Origin of the sequence: Achromobacter sp. D10 (assembly GCF_035282245.1) — a bacterium.
GTDB lineage: Bacteria > Pseudomonadota > Gammaproteobacteria > Burkholderiales > Burkholderiaceae_B > Achromobacter > Achromobacter insolitus.
On record NZ_JAYJLE010000001.1, the window covers coordinates 967,180 to 980,360 of the forward strand.

Genomic DNA, 13,181 nt, shown 5'->3' on the forward strand with positions numbered 1-13,181 from the left:
CCCACTGATCCGCCGCGATCGCCGCCGCCGCGGCCCAGGGGTACGCCATGATCCAGGTTTGTTGCACTGCGGGAATGTCATTCCGTTTGGCCGGCGGCTCGACTATGCTGCTCAAGCGCGCCTCGGGCGTCCGCATCGTGTGTCACGCCGGCACCTTGTGGTTGTCCGAGTACCAGTGCTTCGACGACAGCGTGCTTCAAGCCGGTGAATCCATCACCGTCGGCAGCGATCGCGATGTCGTTCTCAGCGGCCTGCCGGATGCGCAGGTCGCGCTAATTTCCTAGTGCCGACAGTTCCCAGCCCGCCCCGGAGCCCTTGTCATGACAGCGCCCCTGCCCGATACGCCCCGCATTGAAATGTGGTTCGATTTCGCCAGCCCGTACAGCTATCTGGCGATAGAGCGCATAGACGCGCTGGCGCGGCAAGCGCGGGTCCGCGTCGAACTGCGTCCCTTCCTGCTGGGTCCGATCTTCCAGGCCCAGGGCTGGAACGACTCGCCTTTCCGGCTGTTCCCGGGCAAGGGGGCGTACATGATGCGCGACATCGTCCGCCTCGCCGAGAAGTATGGCCTGGTCTACAACCGCCCGCGCCTGTTTCCTCGCATGAGCGTATTGCCTGCGCGCATTGCGCTCCTGGGCCAGGATGAAGCTTGGGGCCGCGATTTCTGCGTGGCGGTCTTCCGGGCCAATTTCCAGCGCGACCTGGACATTCAGTCCGAGGACGTAGTGCATGAACTGCTGACGGACCTGGACCTGGACGCCGACGCATTGATCGCTCGCGGCAAGTCCGAAGCCGCCAAGGAGGCGTTGCGCCGCCAAGTCGACCGAGCGCGCAACCTGGGCCTGTTCGGCGCGCCCACGTTCTTTGTGGACGGCGAGATGTTCTGGGGCAACGACCGGCTGGAAGATGCGCTGGAATGGACTCGCCGAGAGGCGCCCGCCAGCGCCTGGCCCTCGTCCGCCGCGCGTCCCTGACGGCCACCGCCTCGTGTCAGTTTTTTCCTCAACCCACCTTCAGCAATGAAAAACGCCAGCGGTGCCTATCGCGGCGCGCCCATGCCGGGCGGCCGTTCGTTCACGCAATTCAGGGCTGCGCGCATCCGGCGCGTGTCGTTCCAGTGGAAGCAGGCCGCGGGGTCCGGAATGCCGGACAAAGAAAGCCCGCAAGGCAGCTCGCGGGACCGCTAGGACCCCGCGCGCAATCCTTGGCAGGGGTGGCGGCTAGCCCCTGCTGACCGGCGCCACCCGCGCCCATTCCTCGTCGGAGTACAGCCGCGAACGCAGAAGAAAGCGCTTGCCTTCCGCGCTGTCCAGCGAGAAGGCGCCGCCCCGTCCGGGAACGGCGTCGATGATGAGCTGCGTATGTTCCCAGTAGGCGAACTGGTCCTCGCCCATGTAGAACGGGCATCCCTCCAGCTCGCCCAGCAGCACGTCCGAGCCGCCCACCATGAATTCTCCCTGCGCGTAGCACATGGGTGAACTGCCGTCGCAGCAGCCGCCAGACTGGTGGAACATCAGCGGACCGTGCTTGGCCCGCAAGGTCTCGATCAGGCTGCGCGCCTCGTCGGTGGCGACCACGCGCGGCGTTTGCTCTGCCATGTCAGACTCCTTTGAGGCGCGCCGGGCTTGGCATTTGCCAGCCCGGCCACCGTCGGGTCAGAAGAAACCCAGCTTCTTCGGCGAGTAGCTCACCAGCAGGTTCTTCGTCTGCTGGTAGTGGTTGAGCATCATCTTGTGGTTCTCGCGTCCGATGCCGGATTGCTTATAGCCGCCAAATGCCGCATGCGCCGGATACGCGTGATAGCAGTTGGTCCACACGCGGCCTGCCTTGATGGAGCGTCCCATGCGATAGCACGTGTTGGCGTCCCGCGACCATACGCCCGCGCCCAGGCCGTAGAGCGTATCGTTGGCCAGGGCCAGCGCATCGTCGGCGTCCTTGAAGGTCGTCACGGCCACCACCGGTCCGAAGATTTCCTCCTGGAACACGCGCATCTTGTTGTGGCCCTTGAATACGGTGGGCTGCACGTAGTAGCCGCCTTCCAACGCGCCCTGCATCTGCGCACGCGAGCCGCCAGCCAGCACGTCGGCGCCTTCCTGCTTGCCGATGTCCAGGTACGACAGGATCTTTTCGAGCTGTTCGGTGGATGCCTGCGCGCCCAGCATGGTGTCCGCATCCAGCGGATTGCCCTGTTTGATCTCGGCCACGCGCTTCAACGCACGTTCCATGAATTTGTCGTACAGGGATTCCTGTATCAGCGCGCGGCTGGGGCAAGTGCAGACCTCGCCCTGGTTCAAAGCGAACATGACGAAACCCTCGACCGCCTTGTCGAGGAAATCGTCGTCCTGCGCCGCCACGTCCGCGAAGAAGATGTTGGGCGACTTGCCGCCCAGCTCCAGCGTGACAGGAATGATGTTCTGCGACGCATATTGCATGATGAGCCGGCCGGTGGTGGTCTCGCCGGTGAAGGCGATCTTGGCGATGCGCTTGTTGGAGGCCAGCGGCTTGCCGGCTTCCAGGCCGAAGCCCGTGACCACGTTGACCACGCCCGGCGGCAGGATGTCGCCGATCAATTCCATTAGCAGCAGGATGCCCAACGGCGTCTGTTCGGCGGGCTTGAGCACCACGCAGTTGCCCGCGGCGAGCGCCGGTGCCAGTTTCCACGCGGCCATCAGTATGGGGAAGTTCCACGGAATGATCTGGCCCACCACGCCCAGCGGTTCATTGAAGTGATAGGCCACGGTGTCGTGGTCGATTTCGGATAGCGAGCCTTCCTGGCTGCGGATGCAAGAGGCGAAATAGCGGAAGTGATCGATCGCCAGCGGAATGTCCGCGGCGCGCGCTTCGCGGATGGGCTTGCCGTTGTCCCAGGTCTCGGCCGTGGCCAGGCGCTCCAGGTTGGCCTCCATCACGTCGGCGATCTGCATCAGCATGCGGGCGCGCTGGGCGGCAGGCGTGGCGCCCCACTTGGGCGCGGCGCGATGCGCGGCGTCCAGGGCCAACTCGATGTCGCGCTCTTTCGAGCGCGCGTTGCGCGTCAGCACCTGGCCCGTGACCGGCGTGACGTTGTCGAAGTACTCGCCATCGGCGGGCTTTTGCCATTTGCCGTCGATGAAGTTGTCGTACTGGGTCTTCAGGTCCAGGCGCGTGCCGTACGAGTCGGGGGTGATGCGGGTCGCGATGTCCATGCTTGTCTCCGGTATTGTGGGGTTGCGGCAGTCGGCTGCCTGTCCTGTATCAAGCAAGGAGCGTGCCAGTCGGGGCTTCCCCGCTGGACAGCCCGCGGCTTGCATGCGAAAGTAGGTTTCAGAACGGGCCGGGCCGCCCCAAGGCAAAGAAGCCCCCTCGGGGGGCAGCAAGCCCGCGCAGCGGGTGCAGCGTGGGGGCAACATACTTTTTGTCGCTTTTTGCGACATTGTCGGGAACAGGTGTCGCAGAACGCCTATCCAGGAGACATGCATGGCCACTCATTCCCGTCAGCACGCGCTGACGCAAGCGCGCCTGCTGTTCAACCAGCAAGGCGCGGTGCCAGGCGGCTTGGTTGCCGAGCCCATCCTGCGATCGTGGCGGCGTTGCGCCGACCTGGGCTTTGACATGCGCGGCGTGCGCCGCGCCGAACTCATGACGCAGGGCGAACTGCGCGAGGCCCAGCAGCGCAACGAAGCGCTGCGTCGGCTGTCCGAACCCGCCATGTCTCTGCTGCGCCGCCAGGCCGGCGGCAATGGCGGTTTGGTCATCTTGTCCGACGCCCAGGGCTTGGTGCTGGACTCCGACGGCGACACCGGATTCGCCCAACGCGCGTCCCGCGTCGCGCTGATGCCCGGCGCGCCATGGGACGAGGCCGCCGCAGGCACCAATGCCATCGGTACCGCATTGGTGGAGGGCCGGCCCATCGCGGTGCATGGCGCGGAGCACTATTTCGAACCCAACCGCATCCTGACTTGCGCCGCCGTCCCCATTACCGACAGCGAAGGCCGCACGCTCGGGGTGTTGGACCTGTCCAGCCCGGCAAGGGATCTACGGCCCGATGTGCTGGAACTGGTGCGGGCCGCCGTGGACCTGATCGAGCACCGTTTGTTTGAACAGGCCTACGAGCAGCACGCCGTATTGCGCCTGCACGTGGACCATGCGGGGTTGGGGGCGCCCGGCGAGGGGCTGCTCGCCTTCCAGGGCGACCTGCTCATCGGCGCGAACCGCCGCGCCTTGCAGGCGCTGGGCCTCGCTCCCACTGCCCTGGGCGTATACCGATATGGGGACGTCTTCGACGGCGACATGGAACGCGGTCCCGACGCGGCCGGCAGGGTGCAGGCGCGTTCAGGCGCCGTGTATCACGCGCGTCTGCGCTGGCCCCGCTCTCGCGCGCCCCAGGCGTCGGCGCGGCCAGCGCTGCCGACCGCGACCGGGGCGCGTCCCGCAACGCCGAATTTCGACGCGGCGACCCTTGGAGCGCTGGCGCGTGCCGTGCACCTGTCCGATGCGGGCGTGTCCATTTTGCTGCAAGGCGAAACCGGCGTGGGCAAGGAAGTGTTCGCGCGCGAACTGCATGCCCGGGGCAAGCGCGCCTCGGGGCCATTCGTGGCGGTGAACTGCGCAGCGCTGCCTGAAAGCCTCATCGAATCCGAACTGTTCGGCTACGAAGAAGGCGCCTTCACCGGGGCGCGCCGCCAGGGCAGCAAGGGGCTGCTGCGCCAGGCGCATGGCGGGGTGTTGTTCCTGGACGAGATTGGCGACATGCCGCTGGTACTGCAATCGCGTCTGCTGCGCGTGCTGCAGACGCGTGAAGTCTCGCCCTTGGGCGCGGCGCGGCCGGTATCCGTGGACTTCGCGCTGGTGTGCGCGACCCATCGTCCGCTGGCTCACGAAGGGCCCGACGCGCCGGTGCGCCCGGACCTGTATTTCCGCATCGCCGAATACACCGTCACGCTGGAGCCGTTGCGGGCACGCGCCGACCGTCTTGAGTTGTTGCGCGGCCTGTGGGCGGCGCAAGGCGCGGGACCGGTTCTGCCGGCCGACATTGAAGCCATTCTTGCCGCTTACGCCTGGCCCGGAAACTACCGCCAATTGGTGGCCGTGCTGCGCACGCTGCATGTGCTGGCCGGACCTGCCGGCATGGTCGACATGGACATGCTGCCTGCCGACATCCGCAGCGCGTCGGCGGTGCCGCAGGCCGTCGGCCATGCGGAGCCGGCCAACCTGCAGGCCATGACGGACGCAGCGATCCGCGACGCGCTGGCCGCCCATGGCGGCAACGTCAGCCGCGCGGCGCGCGCGTTGGGCGTGCATCGCAGCACGCTCTACCGCCGCCTGCCGCGTCCGGCCTGACGGCGTCTTCCGGCTTTTCCGCGCGCGCCTACCCGGCTGGGCGCCGCCGCCTGCCGCATGCGCGCAGGGTGTGCACAAAAACTATCTTTTGAAGATAAGTTAACTATCCCAGCGCAAGGGAAGAACTGCTTACGATGCCCCCATCCCCTACAAACCAGGCGATGACATGGCAAGCAACGAGCTGTTCTACGACGACTTCGAAATAGGCCGTCTCTTTCCTCCCTGCCGTTACAGCATCGGCGCCGCCGACAGCGACGCATTCATCGGCACCTTCCAACATTCTCCGATCATCGACGGCAGCGGCCGCGCCGTAGCGACGCGCGGTGGTGCGGCCGTGCGCAGCGTGCATCCCGTTCTGGTCGGTAGCTTCCAGCCGCAGCACGCAGCATTTGCCTGGCCGACGGGCGTACTGCACGCCCGCGAGAAAGTCCGCCTGCTCGCGCCGGTATATCCGGGCGAGGAGCTGGAGGCCAGCGTGCTGGTGAAAGACAAGTACCTGAAGAACGACAAGCGGTTCGTGGTGTTGGAAATCACCATCCGCAAGCTCGAAAACGCGCGCGTGGCCCTGGTGGCGGAACGCAGCCTGGTTTGGCCGAACTGAGGAGGCCCGCATGGAATTCAAGGTAGGCGACACGTTCCGTTCCGCGGCCCGCGGCGTGGCACAGGAAGACATCAACCGTTTCGGCGCCTTGCACGGCACCACCGGCAGGACCCACACCGATCCGGAGTATGCGCGCGATAGCGTTTTTGGCGGCGTCATCGTGCAGGGGGCGCTGGTGATGGCGCCGGTGCTGGACATGGCGGCCGACTTGCTGGGCGACGCAAGGTTCGACGGTTGCGAGATCGAGGCGAAGTTCGTTGCGTTCACGCGGCCCGGAGACGCGGTGGATGTGGAGTTCGAAGTGACCCGGAGCGAACCCGGATGGCTCGAGCTGGCTTATGCCTGCACGCTGCCTGACGGCAAGAAGGTTCAGGTGGGAACCATCACCCACCGCCGCGGCTGAACTCGGCCGCAATACAAAACAAGCATAGGGAGACAATCTTGAAACGCATTCTGCAGAGCCTTGCCCTGTCTTGGGCGGCAATGAGCGCCACGCTCGTGATGGCCGCGCCATATCCCGACAAGCCCATCCGCATGATCGTGCCCGCGGCGGCAGGCGGCGCTGCCGACACGTTGGCGCGCATGATAGGCCGCGGGCTGACGGAAAAATTCGGCCAGCCTGTCGTCATCGAGAACAAGCCTGGCGCGGCCGCCATCGTGGGCATGTCCGCCATCGCCAAGTCGCCCGCCGACGGCTACACCCTGGGCATGACTTTTTCCGGAGCAATGTCCATCAATCCTTCCCTGTACCAGCAGTTGCCCTACGACCCCGTGAAGGACTTCGCGCCCATCACCATCGTGGCGGTATCGCCTTTGGTCATCGCCGTCAGTCCCAAATTGGGGCCGAAGTCCCTGAGCGAATTCCTGGCTCTGGCAAAGAAGGAGCCCGGGAAGCTGACTTTCGGGTCGGCCGGCACGGGATCGACACAGCATCTTTCCATGGAACTGCTCAAGTCGACCGCGGGCGTGGACATGCTGCACGTGCCCTACAAGGGGAGTTCTGCCGCCTTGGTCGATGTGCAGTCAGGGTTGATATCCGCAGTCAGCGACAACGCGATCACGCTGGTTCCACTGATCCAGTCGGGACAACTGGTGCCGCTGGCGGTGGAGACCGCGAAGCGGATCCAGTCGCTGCCGCAGGTGCCTACGGTGGCGGAGTCCGGATATCCGGGATTCCAGGCGGCAGGCTGGTATGGCTTGCTCGCGCCCGCCGGGACGCCACAGCCCATCGTGGCACAGCTCAACGCCGCCCTGCGCGAGATGGTGGGCAAACCCGACTTCACGCAATGGCTGCAGCAGCAGGGCATGGAGCCGCAAACCGATACGCCCGAAGGCTTCGGACGCTACATCGGGCAGGAAAAGGACAAGTGGGCGCAGGTCATCAAGACGGCCAAGGTGCCGCAGCAGGCATCGCGCTGAATACCGGCGGCAATGCGCCGCCATCACTCCAGGAAAACCATGCAAGTCGTATCTTCCACGCTTAGCGGAAACATCCGCGTCATTGTCATTGACAACCCTCCGGTCAATGCCACCTCTCAGGCAGTGCGCGCCGGTCTGCTGCAAGCCCTCGAGCAGGCGGCGGACGATGGCAACACGCGCGCCGTCGTCATCGCCTGCGCAGGCGCGACCTTCGTCGCGGGGGCGGACATCAAGGAGTTCGGCAAGCCGCCGCTGGACCCACACCTGTCGGTGGTGATCCACGCCGTTGAGTCCAGCGCCAAGCCCGTCGTTGCGGCGATCCACGGTTCGGCGCTGGGCGGAGGGCTGGAGCTGGCGCTGGGCTGCCACTACCGGGTGGTGCAGGCACAAGGGCGCCTGGGCTTGCCCGAATCCACGCTTGGCATCATTCCGGGCGCTGGTGGCATCCCCAGGCTGCTGCGCCTGGTTGGCGTGGAAAAGGCGCTGGACATGGCCGGGACCGGCAAGCCCATAGACGCGGCGCAAGCGCTGGAAGCAGGAGTGGTGGACGCGCTGGCGCAGGACGATGTCAGGGCCGCGGCGATCGCGTTTGCGCAGCGCCTGATTGCTCAGGGCGGTGGCGTGCGCCGCACGCGGGAATTGCCCGTGCCGGCCACGCCCGCCGGTGCATTCGAGGCCGCGCGCGCCAGATTCCAGGCCAGCCATCGAGGGCAGTCGGCGCCGCAGGTCTGTGTAGACGTGGCCGCGCGCAGCATTGCCTCAAGTTTTGAAGACAGCGTGGCTTATGGCCGCGAGCGCTTCCGCGAACTGGTGGCCTCGCCTCAGGCGCAAGCCTTGCGTCATGCATTCTTCGCCGAGCGCGTTGCGACCAAACCTGCCGGCTTGCCTGCCGAGGATGCGGCGCCAATCCGCAAGGTTGGCGTGGTCGGTGCCGGCACGATGGGCACGGGAATTGCCATGTGCTTCCTGAATGCAGGCATCCCCGTCGTGTTGGTCGAGCAGAACGACAACGTGTTGGCGTCCAGCGTCGAGAATATTGGCAAGACCTACCGCAACGATGTTGTCAAGGGACGCATCACCGAAGAAGCGCAACGCGCACGGTGCGACGCCCTGACACCTACGCTGCAATACGAATCGCTGCGCGATTGCGATCTCGTGGTGGAAGCGGTCTTCGAGGACATCGAGGTCAAGCGGCAAGTGTTGGCCAGCATCGAAGAGAACCTGCGGCCTGACGCGCTGATCGCTACCAATACCTCGTTCCTGGATGTCAACGCGCTGGCGGCGGGCTTGCGCCGCCCCGAGAACGTGGTCGGCATGCATTTCTTCAGCCCTGCTCACATCATGAAGCTGTTGGAAAACGTGCGTGGCGCGCGGAGTTCGCCGCGGGCGTTGGCCACCATCCAGGCATTGGGCAAGCGCCTGGGCAAAGTCGCGGTCATGGTGGGGGTGTCCGATGGCTTCGTGGGCAACCGGATGCTGGCCAGGCGTACGCGCGAATGCTATTTCATGCTGGAGGAGGGCGCGCTGCCCGAGCAGGTCGACCGCGTGTTGTGCGAGTTCGGCTTTCCGATGGGGCAATTCCAGCTCAACGACCTGGCCGGTCTTGACGTTGCGTGGCGCAACCGGCAGAGCCGGCTGGACCGATTGAGTGAACGCGAAGCCGCCTGCAACATCCTTGATGAAATTGTGGCGGCTGGCCGGTTGGGGCAGAAGACGGGCGCGGGGTTCTATACCTATGACGCCAAGCGTGCCCGGTCTGTGGACCCGGCCATTTCCGAGTTGATCGTGCGCAACGCAGAAAGTCGAGGCATCACGCGGCGCGTCATTTCCGATGAGGAAATCCTGGAGCGCTGCCTCTACGCCATGATCAACGAAGGGGCGCTGATCCTGGAGGAAGGCGTGGCCGCCCGAGCGGAGGACATCGACACGATCTGGCTCAACGGCTACGGCTTTCCCCGGTTTCGCGGGGGGCCGATGTTCCATGCGGACCGGATCGGTGCGGCGCGCATCTGCGAGCGCATCCGCCACTACGCCAGCCAGGCGGGCGAACAGTACTGGACGCCCGCGCCGCTGCTGCTCGCCCAGGCGCGCGATGGCGGCGGCTTCTACGCCCACTGAGGTTTCCCCTTCCGTCATCCACGTACACATTTCCTATGCCTAAGAGAGAACCTCCGCTTAGCGGTATCACCGTGCTGGACATGACCCGCATCATGGCGGGCCCTTGGTGCACCCAGAACCTGGCCGATCTGGGCGCCGAAGTGCTGAAGATTGAACGCCCGCTGTCGGGCGACGATACGCGGGGATGGGGGCCGCCCAACCTCATGGACGCCCAAGGGCGGCGCACGCAGGAGTCGGCGTACTACCTGGCCGCCAACCGCAATAAGCGCTCGGTGGCACTGGACATCGCCAGTCAGGCGAGCGCAGAAGCGGTGCGCCGGCTGGCAGCCAAGTCCGACATCTTCGTCGAGAACTTCAAGGTGGGCGGCCTGCGCAAGTACGGCCTGGACTACGCCAGCCTGCGCGAGCTGAACCCCCGCCTGATCTATTGCTCCATCACGGGCTTTGGGCAGGACGGTCCCTATGCGGAAAAGCCCGGCTACGACTTCGTGATCCAGGCGCTGGGCGGACTGATGAGCATCACTGGCGAGAAGGACGCATTACCCGGCGGCGGCCCGCAAAAGGCAGGCAATGCCGCCGCGGACCTGATGGCCGGCATGTATGCCACCAGCGCCATTCTGGCGGCGCTGCATGAGCGCAGCCGCAGCGGCCTTGGCCAGCACATCGATATTTCCATGCTGGATTGCCAGGTGGCCGCGCTGGGCGTGCAGAATTTCAACTACTTCCTGTCAGGCGACGTGCCGCGGCGCGAGGGTAATGCTCACGTCAATCTTGCGCCCTATCAGGTCTTCGAGGCGGCGGATGGCTATGTCGTGCTTGGGGTCGGCAACGACAGCCAGTTCCAGAAATTCTGCGTGGCAGCCGGACGCACCGACCTGGCCGAAGATGAGCGCTACCGGACCAACACCGGCCGCGTGCTTGCCAAGGGGACGCTCATTCCCGAGCTGGAGCGCCTGTTCCGCACGCGCGGCCGCGACGAGTGGGTCAGTCTGCTGGACGCAGCAGGCGTGCCGGTGGGCGTGATTAACGACATCGCGCAGGTCCACGAGGACCCGCAGGTGCGGGCCCGGGGCCTGAAGTTCTCGCTGCCGCATCCGGTTTGCGGCAGCGTTCCGCAGGTCCGTAGCCCGATGCGTTTTTCGGAAAGCCCCGTCGCATATCGCAATGCGGCGCCGTTGCTGGGTGCCGACACCCACGGCGTGCTGAGCACCAAGCTTGGATGCAGCGAAGCCGAGATCGCGGCGCTGCAGCAGCCCGCCAATCCTGGGGAATCAAGATGAGCAGTGCAGCATCCGCCAATGCGGGCACGCAAAAGCAGTATTTCGACAACCTGGCACAGGGCCGCTTCCTGATCCAGCACTGCGCGGACTGCGCACGGCACGTGTTCTATCCGCGCGAGATATGTCCGCATTGCGGCAGCGACGCGCTGACCTGGATCGCGCCGGCGGGCCGGGCGACTGTCTACAGCTGCACCACCGTCCCGCGTAAGCCCGAGGCGGGCGGTGACTACAACGTATCGCTCGTCGATCTGGATGAAGGCGTGCGGATGATGTCCAGCGTAGTGGGCATGCCGCCCGACCAGGTACGCATCGGCATGGCGGTCAGGGCCGTGATCGGCGAGCGCGACGGCGCTCCGGCGGTGCTGTTCGAGGAGGTGGCGCGATGAACTATCGACAACTGCGGGGCAAGACCGCCATCGTCGGCGTGGGCCACTTTGGCCTAGGCCAGGCACCGGGCTACACCGATATGGAATTGCTGGTGCGCGCCGCCCACACGGCGGTACGGGACGCAGGCCTGGAAATGCGGGACATCGACGGCATCGCGACATCCAGCGTGGCAGCCAGCATGTGGCCGATGTCCGTCATCGAGACCTTGGGCATCCGCCCTACGTATATCGACGGCACCTGCCTGGGCGGTTCCAGCTTCATGTCCTACATTCTGGCCGCTGCCCACGCATTGGATTCAGGACAGTGCAATGCCGTGCTGGTCTGCTATGGCAGCGCGCAGAAGACGGCGGCCGTAGGGCGCTCGGCAATTGCCGCTACGCGCAAGGCGCTGGACCCCCAACCCTATGAAATGCCGTATGAACCGCTGAATCCGCCCAGCGCCTATGCGCTGGCCGCCAAGCGCCATATGCACGAGTTCGGCACGCGTCGCGAGGACCTGGCCGAAGTTGCCGTCGCGGCTCGCCGCTGGGCTCAGCTCAATCCCGAGGCGTACTCTCGCGATCCTCTGTCGATCAATGATGTGCTGAGCGCCCGCAGGGTGTCGGATCCGCTGACCGTCCGCGATTGCTGCCTGGTGACCGATGGCGCGGGGGCATTCGTCATGACGCGGGCCGACCGAGCCCCGGATCTGCCGCAGGCGCCCGCCTATATCCTGGGCAGCGCCACCGCGGTGTGGAATCGCCAGATTTCCTCGATGGAGACGCTGACCACCACGGCCGCGAAGCAATCGGGCGCGTTGGCGTTCGAGATGGCGGGGTGCCGCCCGGCCGACATCGACGTGGCGCAGCTATACGACGCATTCACCATCAATACGATCCTGTTCCTGGAAGACCTGGGATTTTGCGCCAAGGGCGAGGGAGGGGGCTTTGTGCGCGATGGCGGCATCGCTCCGGGCGGCCGCTTGCCCGTGAATACGAACGGAGGCGGCCTGTCCTGCGTGCACCCGGGCATGTATGGGGTGTTTTTGGTGATCGAGGCGGTGCGCCAGCTGCGCGGGCAGGCGGGCGAGCGTCAGGTCAGGGATGCACGGCTGGCGCTGGCGCACGGCAACGGCGGCACGCTGTCCAGCCAGTCCACCGTCATCCTGGGAAGCGCCGAAACCTGCTAGCGGTGCGTCTCAAGAGCCCCGCGCGATCTCGTAGATTTCCTCGATGAGAGCCGCGCGGACCGATTGCCGGTTCCATAGCAACCCGACGCTGCGGTAGTGCTCGTTGCCGGGCAACGAGATTTTGCGCAGGCCAGAGTCCGGCCGCAGCTCACCCGCGCCATCCGGCACCAGGGACACGCCCAGTCCCTGGCTGACCAGCAGGGCGATGACCTCGATGGACGCGGTTTCGATGCGTATCTTGGGCCGTATGCTGTGCTGGCGGAAGTAGTTGGCCGCCAGCTGTCCGCCCCACAGTTTGCGGTCATAGCAGATCAGCGGATTGGCGCGCAACAGCTGGTGCGGATCATCCTCGGTAAGCGACGCGGGGGCCAGGACCACCAGGGGCTCGTCTCGCACCCGCCGCCATTCCAGATTCTTGGGCATCTGGAACTGGGGCTGCAGTATCAGCGCAGCGTCCATTTCGCCATCGCATATTTTGCTGTAGAGATTGACGGAATATCCCTTGACCAGGCTGATCTCCAGGTTGGGATGCCGGTTGATCAGCCGCGCCAGCAGCGTCGGCATCAGCGTAGTCATGGCGGAATCGAATGCGCCCAGGGTCAGGTGGCCGAACACCACCGGCCCCTGAGAGGCCGCCTTCAGGTTGCGGACCTCTTCCATGACGTGCTTGGCCTGCGCCAGGATCTGCGCGCCCTCGACCGTGGGTTTGACGGTGCGGCCGGACCGCACCACCAGTTTGAAACCCAGCTCGTCCTCGACCTTTTTGATGCGCTGATTGACCGCCGCGGGCGTGAGGCCATTTTTGCGCGCAACTTCAGCGATCGAACCCTGCTCGATGACCTGGATGAAATTGAGCAGGAAGGTGGTGTCCATGTGCTCCTGACCGGGC

General features: G+C 65.5%; 13 protein-coding genes. 10 read left to right on the forward strand and 3 right to left on the reverse strand.

From position 1 onward, the window contains the following. The first annotated feature begins 74 nt into the window (after positions 1-74). Both VCS63_RS04635 and VCS63_RS04640 read left to right on the forward strand, forming a co-directional pair. Positions 75-284, forward strand: a complete 210-nt coding sequence (locus tag VCS63_RS04635; RefSeq protein WP_323878598.1) for a DUF2917 domain-containing protein — start codon at positions 75-77, stop codon at positions 282-284. A gap of 36 nt (positions 285-320) precedes the next feature. Next, positions 321-974 carry a 2-hydroxychromene-2-carboxylate isomerase gene (locus tag VCS63_RS04640; protein ID WP_063961400.1) on the forward strand — a complete coding sequence of 218 codons (654 nt, stop codon included), beginning with the start codon at positions 321-323 and terminating at the stop codon, positions 972-974. Between the two features lie 246 nt (positions 975-1,220). Here the strand turns inward: VCS63_RS04640 and VCS63_RS04645 are convergent, their stop codons facing one another. After that, the gene (locus VCS63_RS04645) at positions 1,221-1,598 is read right to left on the reverse strand and encodes a DUF779 domain-containing protein (protein ID WP_042795603.1); all 378 of its coding nucleotides are present in this window, start codon (positions 1,596-1,598) and stop codon (positions 1,221-1,223) included. A gap of 57 nt (positions 1,599-1,655) precedes the next feature. Then, positions 1,656-3,185 (reverse strand): aldehyde dehydrogenase, encoded by a 1,530-nt coding sequence (adh, locus tag VCS63_RS04650; protein WP_063961399.1) that lies wholly within the window; start codon positions 3,183-3,185, stop codon positions 1,656-1,658. A gap of 271 nt (positions 3,186-3,456) precedes the next feature. On the opposite strand from adh, the gene VCS63_RS04655 reads away from it, so the two are divergent. From VCS63_RS04655 to VCS63_RS04690, 8 genes are all read left to right on the forward strand, one after another. Further along, on the forward strand, positions 3,457-5,319 hold the full coding sequence (locus VCS63_RS04655) for a sigma-54-dependent Fis family transcriptional regulator (protein WP_323878600.1): 1,863 nt from the start codon (positions 3,457-3,459) through the stop codon (positions 5,317-5,319). Between the two features lie 166 nt (positions 5,320-5,485). Continuing rightward, positions 5,486-5,920: a MaoC family dehydratase gene (locus VCS63_RS04660; protein WP_164794212.1), complete on the forward strand. Its 435-nt coding sequence runs from the start codon at positions 5,486-5,488 to the stop codon at positions 5,918-5,920. Between the two features lie 10 nt (positions 5,921-5,930). After that, on the forward strand, positions 5,931-6,323 hold the full coding sequence (locus tag VCS63_RS04665) for a MaoC family dehydratase (protein WP_076817103.1): 393 nt from the start codon (positions 5,931-5,933) through the stop codon (positions 6,321-6,323). 38 nt (positions 6,324-6,361) lie between these two features. Continuing rightward, a complete protein-coding gene (locus VCS63_RS04670) occupies positions 6,362-7,339 on the forward strand; it encodes a Bug family tripartite tricarboxylate transporter substrate binding protein (protein WP_104653890.1) in 978 nt (325 codons plus the stop codon). Positions 7,340-7,378: 39 nt separating this feature from the next. Beyond that, on the forward strand, positions 7,379-9,457 hold the full coding sequence (locus VCS63_RS04675) for a 3-hydroxyacyl-CoA dehydrogenase NAD-binding domain-containing protein (RefSeq protein ID WP_042795598.1): 2,079 nt from the start codon (positions 7,379-7,381) through the stop codon (positions 9,455-9,457). Between the two features lie 35 nt (positions 9,458-9,492). After that, entirely contained in the window at positions 9,493-10,737 is a 1,245-nt protein-coding gene (locus VCS63_RS04680) for a CaiB/BaiF CoA transferase family protein (protein WP_042795597.1), read from the forward strand. Beyond that, a complete protein-coding gene (locus tag VCS63_RS04685; protein ID WP_323878603.1) occupies positions 10,734-11,123 on the forward strand; it encodes a Zn-ribbon domain-containing OB-fold protein in 390 nt (129 codons plus the stop codon). Before VCS63_RS04680 ends, VCS63_RS04685 begins: the two co-directional genes overlap by 4 nt. Then, a complete protein-coding gene (locus VCS63_RS04690; RefSeq protein WP_104653889.1) occupies positions 11,120-12,292 on the forward strand; it encodes a thiolase in 1,173 nt (390 codons plus the stop codon). Before VCS63_RS04685 ends, VCS63_RS04690 begins: the two co-directional genes overlap by 4 nt. A 9-nt stretch (positions 12,293-12,301) precedes the next feature. On the opposite strand, the gene VCS63_RS04695 is transcribed toward VCS63_RS04690, so the two are convergent. After that, entirely contained in the window at positions 12,302-13,165 is an 864-nt protein-coding gene (locus tag VCS63_RS04695) for a LysR substrate-binding domain-containing protein (RefSeq protein ID WP_042795595.1), read from the reverse strand. Positions 13,166-13,181: the final 16 nt, after the last annotated feature.